This window comes from Xanthobacter sp. NM-25 (assembly GCF_022138605.1).
GTDB lineage: Bacteria > Pseudomonadota > Alphaproteobacteria > Rhizobiales > Xanthobacteraceae > Xanthobacter.
Map to the genome: position 1 here is coordinate 26,798 of NZ_JACBFS010000008.1, position 15,756 is coordinate 42,553.

Genomic DNA, 15,756 nt, shown 5'->3' on the forward strand with positions numbered 1-15,756 from the left:
GGCCTGCCAAACGCAAGGCAGCCGGCCCTGGTGGGCCGGCTGCCGCAGATGGTGAGCCTCGCGGGGGATCAGTTGCCCGTGGGCAGGCCGATGCTGAAGCCCTGGCCTTTCAGCTGCTCGCGCACGTTCTGGAACATCTCATAGCGCGAGATGGTGATGGGGCCGGTGTAGACCTCGCTCTGCAGCTTGCGCGGCGGATAGGCGATGTAGGTCTTCATCAGCTCGGCCACGGCCTTGTTGATGGACACCAGCGCCCAGGTCCGCTCGGTGAAGTTGTTCATGAAGATGTCGTAGCGCTCCTGCGGGTCCTGGCGCAGATCGAAGACCTGCGGCACGGTCGCCACATACTTCTCTTCACCCTTCCAGCCCTTGTTGGTGTCGACAGCAAGACCGCCGGTGGGGGCGCCGTCATCACCACGCAGGTTGAACACCGCCTTGAGGTGGCCGAGGCGCGCGGCGCCGGGGGTCAGCTCGTTCTCGGTGAAGTAGAACCAGGAGTTGCGGGTGGGCTCGCCCTTGCCGGTCCACACCGGGGTCATGTCGAAGCTGTCGAAGATGATCGGCTTGCCGTCGCGATCCTCCTTGGGCAGCTCCTTGAGGCCGGCGGCGGTGGCGAAGGTCTTCATGAGATCGAGGCCGCCGACGATCGCCGCGCTCCGGGTGGCGGGCTTCACGTGGCCGGGCCAGCGCACGATGGCCGGGACACGGCTACCGCCCTCGCGGTCCGTCCCCTTGGTGCCGCGGAAGGGCGTGTATCCCGAGTCGGGGTAAACATCCTGCCAGGCGCCATTGTCCACCGTGTAGAACACGATGGTGTTCTCGCTCAGCCCAAGCTCATCGAGCTTCTTGAGCACGCGGCCGATGCGGGTGTCGAGCTCCAGCACCGAGTCGGAATACTTGCTCTTGGACGGGGACTTATGAATGAACTCCGGGGCCGGCATGTTCGGCTGGTGGTTCTTCATGAAGTTGACGTTGATGAAGAAGGGCTTCTTGGTCTTGGCCGCATCGTCGAGGAACTCGAGCGCCGCCTTCTCCACATACTCATCGAGGAACGGAATGCCGACCACGCCCTTTTCCGGCGTGTTCACATATTCGCCGTTGACGGAGAAGTCCTGCTTGGGGGCCTCGCCCGCCTTGCCCGAAAGGGCGCCCTTGGTGACCCGCTGGAACATGGCCCGATCCTCGGGGCTCATGTCGGGGAACCAGTTGGGATCGCCGTAGGTGTAGGCGTTCAGGTGGTAGAGGAAGGTGTACTTCATCACGTCATAGCCCTGGGCGTTGGGCAGCGCGTAATCGGCTTCGCCCAGGTGCCACTTGCCGGTGAAGTAAGTGTTGTAGCCGGCCTGCTTCAGCACCGAGGCCAGGGTCCACTCCGCGTGCGGCAGGCCGCCGCCCTGGCCCTGGAAGGCCACGGTGGTCATGCCGGAGCGGTTCGGGATGCGGCCGGTCTGCATGGCCGCGCGGCCGGGGGTGCAGCTGGGCTGGCCATAGAAGGAGGTGAACAGCATACCTTCGCTGGCGAGGGCATCGAGGTTCGGGGTCGGCATGCCGCGCTCTTCGCCGCCGAGATAGGCCCCGAGATCGCCGTAGCCGGTATCGTCCGAAACGATCAGGAGAATGTTGGGTTGCTTGGGGTCAGTCTGGGCGAGGCCCGGGCTGCTGAATGCTGCCGCGACCAGGGTCGCGAGCACGAGGCGCTTCATCTTCGTCACTCCTTGTGGGGCTCGCCCGGCCCGGGGGTGGGCACGGGCGCTGCTCATGACGCGCTGATGAAATCCGTCGCTGCCGTTGCGATCGCGGCGGAAAATCTGGCAGCACGTATGTCCGAGTCTTGGCGCTGCAGAACATCGCGTTTGGGCGCGAAAAAAAGCTCCGGAGTTAGGTCCTTGCGATCGACGCCGAGAGCTTGCCAATGTCGTGCAACTTCTGCAACTCGGTCTCCGGAGAAAAAGGCTAGCCATGATGATCGCTTGCGCGGGGCTGCAGAATGAGCAACATGATGCGCTTTCGCTTGTCATTTGACGTCAATCTCAAGGGCTAATAGGGCCATGCGCCTGTCTGTCATCCCCATCGTGCGCGCCGGCGGCTTCGGGGCTCTGCCGCAGCTGCTGGAAGAGCGGGCGGGGGAGAAAACCATGCTCGATGTGTTCGAGCGTGAAAGCCTGCCGATTGCCCTGCGGGATGCGCCGACAACGCCTATTCCGCTGCTTTCTATGATGAATCTGTTCACCCGCAGCGGTCGGCAGTTGGGCCAGCGCACGCTGGGTCTCGATGTGGGGGCGCAGATGACCCACCGGGCCTACGGGCTGTGGGTCGAGTATTGCACGCAGGCGCCGACCCTGGGCGAGGCGCTGCAGCGGGTGGTCACCCACTGCTGGGCGCATGTCAGCGGCGGGGTGATGGAGCTTGCGGTGGAGCGGAATCGGCGGGTGCTGCGCTTCGTGGTGCCGGACCTCGGGGTGTCGCGCATCCAGCATGCCGATCACCTGGTGCCGCCGATGATCATGATGATGCGGCACTATCTGGGTAAGGACTGGCTGCCCGACTGGGTGGAGATCAACTATCCGCGGGATCCCGATGCGGCGCTCATGGAGGACTGGCTGCAGGTGCCGGTGCATTTCGGCGGGCGCGGATCGGGTATCGCGTTCGGCGCCGATGTGCTCTCCCGGAGCCGGGATCGGCGCGTGCCGCTGGGATGCCGGGTGCTCACCCTCCGCGACGTGGCCGCCGACATCGCCTTGAAGGATGCGCCGGAGCCGGCGCGGGCGCTGTCTGCGGCCATCGCCTTGCGGCTGCTCGATGGGCGCTGCGACATCGACGGCGCCGCCCAGTTGGTGGGCCTCAGTGTGCAGGGGCTGCAGCGCCGCCTGCGAAACAAGGGGTTCAATTACCGCGAGATCCTCGATTCGGTGCGCCACGAGCGGGCGGTGGCGCTGCTGACGGAAACCGATCTGCCGGTGCTGGAGATCGCCCTGGGTCTTGGTTACGAGGACCACAGCAACTTCACGCTGGCCTTCAGCCGCTGGACCGGCATGTCCCCCTCGGCCTTCCGGCGTATGCTGGTTGCCCGCTCGCTCGCCGGCCAACCCCTGGAGGCCTGAGGCCTGGCAGCCAACTCGTCCGGCCTGCTCACGCCAGGGCTTGCCTCATGCGTTGTTCCAGCCAGTCGATGAACACTTTCAGCCGCGCCGACAGGTGCTGGCGGTGCGGATAGAGCAGGGCCATGGGCATGGGCGCGGCGCGAAAGCGCGGGAGCACCTCAACCAGTTCGCCCTCTGCCAGGTGGTGGCGCACGTCGTAGGCTGGAATCTGAATGAGCCCCAATCCGGCCAGACAGCAGGCGATGGAGGCTTCGGCGCTGTTCACGCTCACCCGCGCGGGCAGCTGCAAGGTGTGAAAACCATCGGCATCTTCCCATTCCCAGTCGGCCACGCGGCCGGTGGAGGGGGACGTGTAATTGACGGCGAGGTGCTGGGGGAGGTCCGATGGCATTTGCGGGGTGCCATGAGAGGCGAGGTAGGCCGGGCTCGCCACATTGATCAGCGCCAGCTCGCCCAGGGGGCGGGCGATGAGCCCGGAATCGGTGAGCGGCCCCACCCGCAACGCGCAGTCGACACTGTCGGCGATGAGGTCGATGGCGCGGTCGCTCACGCCGAGGTCGATCTGGATGCCGGGATAGCGCGCGAGAAAGGCCGGCAAAGCGGGGGCGACGATGAGCCGGCCGATGCGGCCCGGCACATCCACCTTGAGCTTGCCCGTCGGCTGCCCCGGGTTGTGGCGGAACAGCCCTTCGGCCTCCTCGACATCGGCCACCAGGCGCTGGCAGCGTTCATAGAAAGCGGACCCGTCGTGGGTGGGAGAGACTTTTCGGGTGGTGCGGTTGAGCAGGCGTACGCCCACGCGGTTCTCCAGCTCCTGCACCGCCGCCGAGACGGACGAGCGCGGCAGGCCCAGGCTGTCGGCTGCCCGCGTGAAGCTCGCGCATTCCACCACGCGACCGAAAATGCGGAACAGCTCGATGCGATCCATGGTGCCCCTTATTGTTCGTATTTTCTAACAAGTGTGGTCACTAGTGCGGAGTTTATCTGAGAAATGTAGACGATAGCCTGCCATGGACAAAGCGATCCCGCGGGGTGGTCGCTGGGCACCAGAAGGGATCGGGCCATGGTTGATCATTCCATCACGGGCAAGACGGCTCTTGTGACGGGCGGGGCGAAGAACCTTGGCGGGCTGATCGCCCTCGATCTCGCCGCCCACGGCGCCAAGGCGGTGGCGATCCACTACAACAGCGCTGCCGCCAAGCCGCAGGCGGACGCCACCGTGGCTGCGCTGAAGGTTGCAGGGGCGCAGGCGGTGGCCTTTCAGGCCGATCTCACCACCGCTGGTGCCATGGAGAAGCTGTTCGCCGATGTGGTCGCTGCCGTGGGCCGCCCGGATATCGCCATCAACACCGTCGGCAAGGTGCTGAAGAAGCCGATCCTGGAGATCAGCGAAGCCGAATATGACGAGATGAGCGCGGTGAACGCCAAGGCCGCCTTCTTCTTCCTGAAGGAAGCGGGCCGCCATCTCAACGACAATGGGAAGATCGTCACCCTGGTCACCTCCCTCCTTGGTGCCTTCACGCCCTTCTATGCGAGCTATGCGGGCACCAAGGCGCCGGTGGAGCATTTCACCCGCGCGGCGTCGAAGGAGTTCGGGGCCCGCGGCATCTCGGTGACCGCCATCGGTCCCGGGCCCATGGACACGCCCTTCTTCTATCCGGCGGAGGGGGCGGATGCGGTTGCCTACCACAAGACTGCCGCGGCGCTCTCCGCTGTCTCCAAGACCGGCCTCACCGACATCGAGGACATCGTGCCCTGGATCCGCCTCCTGGTGTCCGACGGCTGGTGGATGACCGGCCAGACCATCCTGGTCAACGGCGGCTACACCACCAAGTGAGTGGAATGACCGGTGCCGATGACCGGCATTTGCACCGGCTGGAATCGGCCGGGCGCCGCCCTGTGCGGTGTCCGGGCGGGTGAGGCGGTGTTGCCGCGCCGCCTTCCCCGCACCCTCCCTCCGCGCCAATCCGTCGATGACACCCGGCGGGCCGGCGTGGGGGAGGGCCCGTAGCGTGGCCTTCAAGGGCGTGTGACCGCCACAGCCTGAGGGCTATGGAAAACCGGCGTCGCTTGGCGATACTGGCGTGAGACCGCTGTCGTGTGCCTGTTGCCGCGGTGATTCTGGATGGGATGGGTCATGTCCGCCGAAGCTGCCAGCCAAGTTGCGAGCCAAGTTGCGAGCCAAGTTGCGGGCAACATTGCGAGCGACCTCGCCAACCATGCCGCGGAAGCGGCCAGCCATGGCGGGTTCGATCTTGTTCCCGCGGTGGTGCTGCTGGGGGCGGCGGTGGTGGCGGTGCCGCTGTTCAAGCGCCTCGGCCTTGGCTCGGTGCTGGGCTATCTCGCCGCCGGCCTCGTCATCGGCCCGTTCGGCCTCGGCCTGTTCTCCAATGCCCAGTCCATTCTGCACGTGGCCGAGCTGGGCGTGGTGATGTTCCTGTTCATCATCGGCCTCGAGATGCAGCCCTCGCGCCTGTGGGCCATGCGCGGTGAGATCTTCGGCCTCGGCCTCGCCCAGGTGCTGGCCTGCATCGCCTTGCTCACCTTGGTGGGGCTGGCGCTGGGCTATCCGGTGCCGCAGAGCTTTGTGGCCGGCACCGGCTTCGTGCTCACCTCCACCGCCATCGTCATGCAGATGCTGGAGGAGCGGCGCGCCATCGGCCTGCCCAAGGGCCGGCGCATCGTCGCCATTCTGCTCCTGGAAGATCTCGCCATCGTGCCGCTGCTGGCGCTGGTGGCGTTCCTGGCCCCGGGCGGGGAGAACACCACGCTGGCCGACCGGCTCACCTCGGTGGGCATTGGCCTCGCCTCCATCCTCGCCCTGGTGCTGGCCGGCCGCTATCTGCTCGATCCCCTATTCCGCCTGCTCGGCAAGGCCAAGGCGCGGGAGGTGATGACGGCGGCGGCGCTGTTCGTGGTGCTGGGCGCGGCGCTGGCCATGCAGCTCGGCGGCCTCTCCATGGCCATGGGGGCGTTCCTGGCCGGTGTGCTGCTCTCGGAATCCTCGTTCCGCCATCAGCTGGAGGCGGATATCGAGCCGTTCCGCGGCATCCTCCTGGGCCTGTTCTTCCTCGGCGTGGGCATGGCCCTTGATCTGGCGGTGATCGCGCAGAGCTGGCGCCTGATCGCGGTTTCGGTCATCGCCTACATGGTGCTGAAGATGATCGGCATCTATGCCATCGCCCGGCTGTTTCGGGCCTCCAACCGGGAGGCCATCGAGCGGGCGGTGCTGATGGCTCAGGGCGGCGAATTCGCCTTTGTGCTCTACGCCTCCGCCAGCGCCGTGGGCATCATCGATGCGCGGGCCAATGCGCTGCTCACCGCCACCATCATCGTCTCCATGGCGCTGACCCCCATCCTGATCGTGCTGCACGATCGGCTGATGCCAAAGCCGGCCCCCTCCATGGAAGGGGTGGAGGCGGTGGAGGACCTTTCCGCCAGCGTGCTGCTGATCGGCTTCGGCCGGTTCGGGCAGATCGTCAGCCAGCCGCTTTTGGGCAATGCCTGCTCGGTCTCCATCATCGAGACCAATACCGACGCCATTCGCGATGCCCGAGACTTCGGCTTCAAGGTCTATTATGGCGACGGCGCCCGCCTCGATATCCTGCACGCCGCCGGGGCCGGCACCGCGCGGCTGATCATCATCGCGCTGAACGATCGGGAGGCGAGCCTGAAGGTGGCTGAGCTCGCCAAGGCGGAATTTCCCCTGGTGCCGGTGCTGGCCCGCGCCGCCGATCGCGAGCACGCCATCGCGCTGATCCACGCCGGGGTGGAGTTCCAGATCCGCGAGACGTTCGAGTCCGCCTTGATGCTCGGCGAGAAGGCGCTGGAGCTCATGGGGGTCAGCGAGGAGGAACGCACGCATGTGATGGAGGATGTGCGGCGGCGTGATGGGGAGCGGCTGGCCCTGGAGGAAACCGAGGGCCTTTATGCCGGTCGCGAGCTGATCCATGGCAATGCACCGCATCCGGGAACTCCGGCATGACCGCCATCGCCTCGCTGCTCGACTTCTGGCGCGCTGCCGGTGCCGCCGGCCATTGGTTCTCCCACGATCCGCATTTCGACCGGCAGTTCCGCGAGATGTTCCTGGATCGCCACATGGCGGTGGCAGCGCGCCTGCACGACGATTGGATGGAAACGGCGGAGGGGGCGCTGGCCCTCCTCATCCTCACCGACCAGTTTCCCCGCAACGCCTTTCGCGGCACGGGCCACATGTATGCCACCGATCCCCTGGCCCGCAGCTTCGCGCGGGCGGCGCTGGCGGCCGGCCATATGGCTCAGGTGGAGGAGGGCTTGCGGGTATTCTTCTGCCTGCCCTTCGCCCATGCGGAGGATCTGGTGGACCAGGAACTGTCGGTGGCGCTCAATCTGCAGCTCGGCGAGCCCTGGCTCGCCCATGCCATCGACCACCGGGACATCGTGCTGCGCTTCGGCCGCTTCCCCCATCGCAATCCCCTGCTGGGGCGCGAGACCACGGCGGAGGAGGCGCGCTTCCTGGCCGAGGGGGGCTTTGCCGGCTAGAGCATTTTCGAGCGAAGTGGGTCCCGGCTCTGCAGACTGCGCACTTCCCCCGGGCGGTCAAATGGCCTAAGCGCGGCGCAGCATCATTCAGGATTTCCCGCGCTTATGATCCGGCTCGACTCCATCGGCAAGCAGAACGGCAAGCAGATCGTCTTCATCGAGGCCTCCGCCAGTCTCCTCAACGGCGAGAAGATCGGCCTCGTGGGCCCCAACGGCGCCGGCAAGAGCACCCTGTTCCGCCTCATCACCGGCGAGGAGACGCCAGACGAGGGCCAGGTCTCCATCGATCGCGGCACCACCATCGGCTATTTCAGCCAGGACGTGGGCGAGATGTCCGGCCGCTCGGTGCTGGCCGAGGTGATGGACGGCGCCGGCCCGGTCAGCGTCATCGCCGCCGAGCTGCGCGAGCTGGAACAGGCCATGGTCGATCCCGAGCGGGCCGACGAGATGGACGCCATCATCGAGCGCTATGGCGAGGTGCAGGCCCGCTTCGAGGAACTGGACGGCTATTCCCTGGAGGGGCGCGCCAGCGAGGTTCTGGCCGGCCTCGGCTTCAGCCCGGAGATGATCGAAGGCGACGTGGGTCGGCTCTCCGGCGGCTGGAAGATGCGCGTGGCCCTCGCCCGCATCCTGCTCATGCGGCCCGACGTGATGCTGCTGGACGAGCCCTCCAACCATCTCGATCTCGAAAGCATCATCTGGCTGGAGGCCTTCCTCAAGAATTTCTCCGGCGCCCTGATGCTCACCTCCCACGATCGCGCGTTCATGAACCGCATCGTCGGCAAGGTGATCGAGATCGATGCCGGCACCCTCACCAGCTATGCGGGCAATTATGAATTCTATGCCCAGCAGCGGGCGCTGGCCGACAAGCAGCAGCAGGCCCAGTTCGAGCGCCAGCAGGCCATGCTGGCCAAGGAGATCGCCTTCATCGAGCGGTTCAAGGCGCGCGCCTCCCATGCGGCGCAGGTGCAGAGCCGGGTGAAGAAGCTCGACAAGATCGACCGGGTGGAGCCACCTCGCCGCCGGCAGGTGGTGGCGTTCGAGTTCCAGCCCGCGCCCCGCTCCGGCGAGGACGTGGTGAGCCTCAAGGCGGTGGACAAGAGCTATGGCGCCCGGCGCATTTATGAGGGGCTCGATTTCCACGTGCGCCGGCGCGAGCGCTGGGCGGTGATGGGCATCAACGGCGCCGGCAAGTCCACTTTGCTCAAGCTCGTTACCGGCACCACGCCGCCCGACGCGGGCACCGTGAACCTCGGCGGCAGCGTGAAGATGGCCTATTTCGCCCAGCATGCCATGGAGGTGCTGGAGGGAGAGCGCACCGTGTTCGAGACCCTGGAGGACGCCTTTCCCCAGGCCGCCCAGGGCTCGCTGCGCAGCCTCGCCGGCTGCTTTGGCTTCTCCGGCGACGACCAGGACAAGCGCTGCCGGGTGCTCTCCGGCGGTGAGAAGGCACGGCTGGTGATGGCCAAGATGCTCTATGACCCGCCGAACTTCCTGGTTCTGGACGAGCCCACCAACCATCTCGACATGGCCACCAAGGACATGCTGATCGCGGCGCTGGCCAATTACGAGGGCACCATGCTGTTCGTGTCCCACGACCGGCACTTCCTCGCCGCCCTCTCCAACCGGGTGCTGGAGCTGACGCCGGAGGGCATCCACCAATATCCCGGCGGCTACACTGAATATGTGGCCCGCACCGGCCAGGAGGCCCCAGGCCTCAGGAGCTGAGGAGAGGCCCCTGGCCTCAGGAGCTAAGGGCGCTCCCGGACGTCCTCATCCCGGTCGTGCACCTGGCGCCCGGCCACATAGGTGGCGCGAATGGCGCGGTCGTCGCCCAGGGTCATCAGCGCGAACAGCAGGTCCTCGATGGAGCTGCAATAGCCGGTGCGGAAGGCCATGAGCGGCGTTGCTTTCGGATCGAGCACGCAGATGTCGGCCTCATAGCCGGGGGCGAGGCGGCCGAGCCGGTCGTCCAGGTGCAGCGCTCGCGCCCCGCCCAGGGTGGCGAGATAGAGGCCCTGCACCGCATTGAGCCTGTGGCCGCTCAGGGCGGCCACCTTGTAGGCCTCGTTGAGGCTCTGCAATTGGGACAGGCTGGTGCCGGCGCCCACATCGGTGCCGAGCCCCACCCGCACCGGTCGGCGCGGGTCCACCGCATCGAACAGGGGAAACAGGCCGCTGCCCAGGAACAGGTTGGAGGTGGGGCAGTGGGCGATGGCGGCATCCGCCCCGTGGCAGGTGCAGAAATCGTGCTCGTTGAGGTGCACCCCATGGCCGAATACGGCGCGCGGCTGCACCAGCCCGGCATGGGCATAGACATCGAGATAGCTGGAGCGGTCCGGGAACAGATCCCGCACCCAGGCCATTTCGTTTTTGTTTTCACACAGATGGGTCTGCAGGAACACGCCGTCATGCTCGGCGAGCAGGGTGCCGGCGGCCTCCAGCTGCGCTTCGGTGCTGGTGGGGGCGAACCGGGGTGTGACGCAATAGAGCTGGCGGCCGCGCCCGTGCCAGCGCTGAATGAGCGCCTTGCTCTCTCGATAGCCGCGCTCGGCGGTGTCGCACAGAGCGGGCGGCGCGTTGCGGTCCATCAGCACCTTGCCGGCGATCATGCGGGTGCCGAGCCGCTCGGACTGCGCAAAGAACGCCTCCACCGAGGCGGGATGGACCGTGCAATAGACCAGCGCGGTGGTGGTTCCGGCCCGCAGCAGCTCCTTGAGGAACAGGGCCGCGACCTTGTCCGCATGGGCGGCGTCGGCGAACTGCTGCTCGGTGGGGAAGGTGTAGCGGTTAAGCCATTCCAGCAGCTGCTCGCCATAGGCGCCGATCATCTGCAGCTGGGGATAATGCACATGGGTGTCGATGAAGCCCGGGCACAACAGCGCGTCCGGGTAGTGATCGAGCGTGACGCCGGCGGGCAGGCGCCCGGCCAGCTCCTGATAGGGGCCGATGGCGCGGATGACGCCGCCCTCCATGAGGATCAGCGCGTCGTCCAGATAGTCGAGGCAGCGCGCCGGATCCGCGGCGAAGGGGTTGTCCCGCAGGGACACCGCCGGCCCGCGCAGGGCCGACATTTGGGGGGCAGACATGACGCTCTCCGGGGCACTTTCGGGGCCGGCGCCGGCGCGAAAGCCGGCGCCGCAAGGTTCGCTGCGCGGGCTCAGTGGCTGGCGGTGTCGTGGATGAATTTGAACAGGAAGACGGCGGCGATGATCCACACCACCGGGTGCACCTGTTTGGCCCGGCCGGTCAGCAGCTTCAGCGCCGCATAGGTGATGAAGCCGAACGAGACGCCGTTGGCGATGGAATAGGTGAAGGGCATCAGCAGCGCCGTCACGCAGGCGGGGATCACCTCGGTGGTGTCCTCCCAGTCCAGCTCCACCAGGTCGCGCAGCATCAGGCAGGCCACGTAGAACAGGGCCGGGGCGGTGGCATAGGCCGGCACCGCGCCCGCCAGCGGCGAGATGAACAGGGCCGCGAGGAACAGCACCGCCACCGTCACCGCGGTGAGGCCGGTGCGCCCGCCTTCCTGCACGCCGGAGGCGCTTTCGAGATAAGCGGTGGTGCTGGAGGTGCCGAGCAGGGAGCCGAGGAAGATGGCGCCGCTGTCGGCCATCAGGGCACGGCTGAGCCGGCCCTGGCGCTCCGGCGTCAGAAGGCCGGCGCGGCGGGCGACGCCCATGAGCGTGCCGGTGGCGTCGAACAGTTCGACCAAGAAGAACACCAGCACCACATTGAGGAAGCCGCCGGAAAGCGCGCCGGTGATATCGAGCGCGAACAGGGTCGGCTCGATGGAGGGCGGCATGGAGACGATGCCCTTGAAGGTGTTACCGGCGAACAGGAAGCTCATTACCGTCACCGCCAGGATGCCGATGAGAAGCGCGCCCTTCACCTTGCGCACGGACAGCACGGCGACGATCAGGAAGCCGATGACCGAGAGCACCACTTCCGGCTTGTGGAGGTCGCCGAGGGTGACGAGGGTGGCCTTGTCGCCCTTGATGATGCCGGCGCTCTTCAGGGAGATGATGGCCAGGAACAGGCCGATGCCCACGGTGATGGCGATGCGCAGCGAGTGGGGAATGCCGTTGACGATGATGTCGCGCAGCTTCAGCAGCGTCACCAGCAGGAACAGCGAGCCGGAGATGAACACCGCGCCCAGCGCCGCCTGCCAGGTGTAGCCCATGCCGAGCACCACCACATAAGCGAAATAGGCGTTGAGCCCCATGCCCGGGGCGAGGGCGATGGGATAATTGGCGTAAAGCCCCATGATGAGGGTGCCGACCGCCGCCACGATGCAGGTGGCGACGAACACCGCCCCGTGGGGCATGCCCGCATCCCCCAAAATGATGGGGTTGATGAAGATGATATAGGCCATGGTCACGAAGGTGGTGACACCGGCCAAAATCTCCGTGCGTACGTTCGTGCCGTGTTCTTTCAGGGCAAATAAGCGCTCTAACATCGTCCGGTTCCTCGGCTGGAAGGATGGACCCCGCTGCGCACGCGCGGGGCTGCCGCGCGGCGGTCGGAGCTTATTGGGTTATGGGCAGGTTGAAGGGTTGGGCGCGGGGCGCTGCTGCGCAGCGGCGTCCATGACCGCGCGATAGAGCCTGTCGGCCACAAAGGGCGTGGCGGTGAGCCTCACCCCGGTGGCGTCGTGAATGGCATTGGCGAGGGCGGGAGCCACCGGATTATAGGGGCTCTCGCTCATGGATTTGGCGCCGAGCGGGCCGATGCGGTCGGTGGTCTCGGCAAAGAAGACCTCGGTGCGCGGCACATCGGCGAAGGCCGGGATGTGGTAGCCGCGGAAGGTGGGATTGGCGATGCGCCCCTCCGCATCCACCACCGAGCGCTCGCACAGGGCGGCGCCCAGCGCCTGGGCGACGCCGCCTTCCACCTGGCCGCGGCACTGCATGGGGTTCACCACCACGCCGGCATCGGCGGCATGGATGGAGCGCAGGATGCGGATCTCCCCGGTGGAGGGATGCACCGCCACCCGGAAGCCCTGCACATTGAAGGCGATGGAGCGGGGCGAGCCATCGGCGCGCCCCTGCGCCGCAAGGCCGAGGGGCGCCAGCTCCGTGAGCGGCAGCCGGGTGTCGCCGCACAGAACGGCGTCACCCTCCAGCCGGCACTGGTCCGCGCTCATGCCGCGCCTCGCGGCGGCGGCCGCGAGCATGGTCTCGCTCAGCGCCTCGGCGGCGCGCTGGGTGGCAAGGCCCGCCACCACGGTGCCGGTGGAGCCGTAGGCGCCGGTGTCGTGGGCCACGTGGTCGGTGTCCGACTGGCGGATGCGGATGCGATCGGGCGTGGTGTTCAGCACCGTGGCGGCGATCTGCAGATGCACCGTGGTGGTGCCGTTGCCGAATTCGGCCGTGCCCACCTTCAGTTCATAGGTGCCGTTGGCCAGAAGCCGCAGGGCGGCGTGGGACTGGTGGCCGCGCGGGGGAATGGTGTCGATCATGGCTGCGGCCATGCCTGAGCCCACCAGCCAGCCTTCCGGTGCCGGCTCGGCATCAGCGCTGAGCACCGTTTCCACATGGTCGAGGCAGCGGTCGAGGCCGTAGCTGCCATATTCCACGTCGTGGGGGTGTTCGTCATAGGCGACCATGGGGTCGCCCGGGCGGATGACATTGAGCCGGCGCAGGGCGAACGGGTCGATGCCCAGCGCCCGGCCCAGCTCGTCCATGGCCGATTCCACCGCGAAGATGGTCTGGCTCAGGCCATAGCCGCGGAAGGCGCCGCTCGGCGGGTTGTTGGTGTAGACCGCATAGCCGTCCACCTTCTTGTTGGCGCAGCGATAGAGGGCGAGGCACTCGTTGGCGCCGTGGAACAGCACGCCGCCGGCATGGTTGCCATAGGCGCCGGTGTCCGACACCACGTGCATCTCCATGGCGGTGAGGTGTCCGTCGCGCCGCGCCCCCAGTTTCACCCGCACGCGCATGGGGTGGCGGGTGGTGGAGGCGGAGAATTGCTCCGGCCGGGTGAATTCCAGCTTCACCGGGCGTCCCGTCTTCAGCACAGCCAGGGCAACGATGTCCTCGGTGATCATCTCCTGCTTGCCGCCGAAGCCGCCGCCTACCCGCTCGCAGAACACCCGCACCTGCTCCCGCGGCAGGTCGAACAAGGTGGCGAGGGCGTCGCGGGTGAGGAACGGGGTCTGGGTGCTGGAGCGCAGGTTCAGCCGCCCGTCGGCACCGCGCCAGCCGATGGCGCCGTGGGTTTCCAGGTGCGCATGCTGCACCCGCTGGGTCTCGTAGGTGCCTTCGTGCAGCACTTCGGCATCAGAGAAACCTTGGCCCACGTCCCCCACGTGGCCATGCACCTCGGCCACGATGTTGCGGGCGGCATTGGCGATGCGGGAAGCGCCGCCCTTGTCGTGCACCTGCGGCGCGCCGGGCATCATGGCCGCCTCGGGATCGAACACCGCGGGCAGGGGTTCGTAGATCACCTCGATCCGGTCGCGGGCGTCCTCGGCGGCGGCTTCGGTTTCCGCCACCACGGCGGCGATGCGCTGGCCGGCAAAGCGCACCACGGTGTCGAGCACGCGGGTATCGTCCACATCGTCGGTGGGGTGATGGTGGCGGGCGGAGGAATAAAGGTGCTCCGGCGCATCGGCGGCGGTCAGCACCGCCACCACGCCGGGCACGGCGCGCGCCGCCGTGGTGTCCATGGAGACGATGCGGGCGGAGGCCAGAGGCGCGTGCAGCAGCTTCATGTGCAGCAGGCCGGAAAGCGCGCCTTCGGGCGCCACATCCATGGTGAAGCGGGCGCGGCCGGTGACGATATCCGCCGCCGCCGGGGCCGGGGCGTTATGGCCGCAGCCGCCGTTGGGCTCTACATGGCGGATGCCGGCGATGGCATCGGCAATGGCGCGATAGCCGGTGCAGCGGCACAGATTGCCCTTGAGGGCGGCCGGCAGGTCGCGCCTTTGGGCCTGGTCGAGGCTGGCGGCGGTCATCACCATGCCGGCGGTGCAGAAGCCGCATTGGAAGCCCTGGGCATCCATGAAGGCCTGCTGCATGGGATGGAGCCCGTCCGCCCCCGCGAGGCCCTCGATGGTGGTGACGGCGTGTCCCTCCGCCCGATAGGCCGGGAAAAGGCAGCTGTGCACCGGCCGGCCGTCCACATGCACGGTGCAGGCGCCGCAATCCCCCGCATCGCACCCCTTCTTCACGCCGAACCAGCCGAGATCGCGCAGGAAGGTGCGCAGGCACTGGCCGGGGCGGGGGCTTGCGGTGAAGGTTTCGCCATTGACGAGAAAGCTCATGGCCGCCCCTCCGCCAGTTCGGTGTGGATCTCGGCGGCGAACAGCTGCGTCATGTGCCGGCGCCAGTCGGGGCGGCCATGGGCATCATCGTAATAGAGCGCGTCCGGGAGCGCGGCGACGTACGCCGCCAGCTCCGCCGCCGGCGGCAGGGCGGGGAAGGTGAACTGCACCGGCCGCACCGTCGCGGCGGTGATGGTGAGGGTGAAGGCCTGCGCTGCCTCGGGCGCGGCGTCATGGGTGCCGATCAGCAGCACGCCGGACCGGCCGAGAGGGAATAGCGAGGCGCGGCGGAAGGCGGCACGCCGGCGCAGGGTGCGGGCGGGCAGGGTGATGGCGCGCAGCACCTCGCCGGGCCGGAGGGCGTTGTCGAGGGGGCCGCGCACGAACTCCACCACCGGCAGCTGCCGTTCGCCGCCGTCCGCGGTCCAGATGTGGCAGGTGCCTTCCAGGGCGGTGGTGAGGGAGGTCATGGGCCCGGCGGGCAGCGACATGCAGATGTTGCCGCCCACTGTCGCCATGTTCCAGATCTTGAACGAGGCGAGGAAGGCCCGGCAGCACTGGCCGATGAGCGGTGCCGCCCGCCATGCCGCCGGCGCCTCGAAGCCGTCGAGGGTGGCCACCGTGCAGGTGGCGGCGAGGGTGAGGCCGGTGTCGTCGGCCTTCAGCGGCGCCCAATCGAAGCCGGAAAGATCCACCAGCCGGCGGAGCTGGCGCTGGGGCTCGGAAAACAGCCAGGTGCCGCCGGCGACGAAGGCGTCGCCGGCCTCGGGGGGCGGCAGCTCCGCGCGGCTGCGCGGCCGCGCCAGAGCGGTGACCGTGTTGAGATCCATCTTGCCCCCCCGAAACCCACCCGCCGGCCGCGGCCGT

Annotated in this window: 11 protein-coding genes; 5 read left to right on the top strand and 6 right to left on the bottom strand. The window is 67.5% G+C overall.

Translation table 11 applies throughout. The features are described 5' to 3' along the window. Window positions 1-68 precede the first annotated feature (68 nt). Window positions 69-1,703: an arylsulfatase gene (locus tag MEU52_RS19410; protein ID WP_238123003.1), complete on the bottom strand. Its 1,635-nt coding sequence runs from the start codon at window positions 1,701-1,703 to the stop codon at window positions 69-71. Window positions 1,704-2,048: 345 nt separating this feature from the next. On the opposite strand from MEU52_RS19410, the gene MEU52_RS19415 reads away from it, so the two are divergent. Further along, on the top strand, window positions 2,049-3,101 hold the full coding sequence (locus MEU52_RS19415) for an AraC family transcriptional regulator (protein WP_238123002.1): 1,053 nt from the start codon (window positions 2,049-2,051) through the stop codon (window positions 3,099-3,101). Window positions 3,102-3,129: 28 nt separating this feature from the next. Here MEU52_RS19415 and MEU52_RS19420 read toward each other — a convergent pair whose 3' ends face one another. Then, entirely contained in the window at window positions 3,130-4,029 is a 900-nt protein-coding gene (locus tag MEU52_RS19420) for a LysR family transcriptional regulator (protein ID WP_238123001.1), read from the bottom strand. A gap of 135 nt (window positions 4,030-4,164) precedes the next feature. Here MEU52_RS19420 and MEU52_RS19425 point away from each other — a divergent pair, with 135 nt between their 5' ends. The 4 genes from MEU52_RS19425 to MEU52_RS19440 all read left to right on the top strand — a co-directional run bounded on the left by MEU52_RS19425 (window position 4,165) and on the right by MEU52_RS19440 (window position 9,350). After that, a complete protein-coding gene (locus MEU52_RS19425) occupies window positions 4,165-4,938 on the top strand; it encodes an SDR family oxidoreductase (protein WP_238123000.1) in 774 nt (257 codons plus the stop codon). A gap of 300 nt (window positions 4,939-5,238) precedes the next feature. Continuing rightward, window positions 5,239-7,086 (top strand): monovalent cation:proton antiporter-2 (CPA2) family protein, encoded by a 1,848-nt coding sequence (locus tag MEU52_RS19430; RefSeq protein WP_238122999.1) that lies wholly within the window; start codon window positions 5,239-5,241, stop codon window positions 7,084-7,086. Next, window positions 7,083-7,622 carry a DUF924 family protein gene (locus MEU52_RS19435; protein ID WP_238122998.1) on the top strand — a complete coding sequence of 180 codons (540 nt, stop codon included), beginning with the start codon at window positions 7,083-7,085 and terminating at the stop codon, window positions 7,620-7,622. The genes MEU52_RS19430 and MEU52_RS19435 overlap by 4 nt, the downstream gene beginning before the upstream one ends. Window positions 7,623-7,727: 105 nt before the next feature. Further along, a complete protein-coding gene (locus MEU52_RS19440) occupies window positions 7,728-9,350 on the top strand; it encodes an ABC-F family ATP-binding cassette domain-containing protein (RefSeq protein ID WP_238122997.1) in 1,623 nt (540 codons plus the stop codon). 23 nt (window positions 9,351-9,373) lie between these two features. Here MEU52_RS19440 and guaD read toward each other — a convergent pair whose 3' ends face one another. The 4 genes from guaD to MEU52_RS19460 all read right to left on the bottom strand — a co-directional run bounded on the left by guaD (window position 9,374) and on the right by MEU52_RS19460 (window position 15,719). After that, entirely contained in the window at window positions 9,374-10,711 is a 1,338-nt protein-coding gene (gene guaD, locus MEU52_RS19445) for a guanine deaminase (RefSeq protein ID WP_238122996.1), read from the bottom strand. A 71-nt stretch (window positions 10,712-10,782) separates the two neighbouring features. After that, window positions 10,783-12,081 (bottom strand): NCS2 family permease, encoded by a 1,299-nt coding sequence (locus MEU52_RS19450; RefSeq protein ID WP_238122995.1) that lies wholly within the window; start codon window positions 12,079-12,081, stop codon window positions 10,783-10,785. A 78-nt stretch (window positions 12,082-12,159) separates the two neighbouring features. After that, window positions 12,160-14,889, bottom strand: a complete 2,730-nt coding sequence (locus MEU52_RS19455; protein ID WP_238122994.1) for a molybdopterin-dependent oxidoreductase — start codon at window positions 14,887-14,889, stop codon at window positions 12,160-12,162. Then, window positions 14,886-15,719 (bottom strand): FAD binding domain-containing protein, encoded by an 834-nt coding sequence (locus MEU52_RS19460; RefSeq protein ID WP_238122993.1) that lies wholly within the window; start codon window positions 15,717-15,719, stop codon window positions 14,886-14,888. Before MEU52_RS19460 ends, MEU52_RS19455 begins: the two co-directional genes overlap by 4 nt. Window positions 15,720-15,756 lie beyond the last annotated feature (37 nt).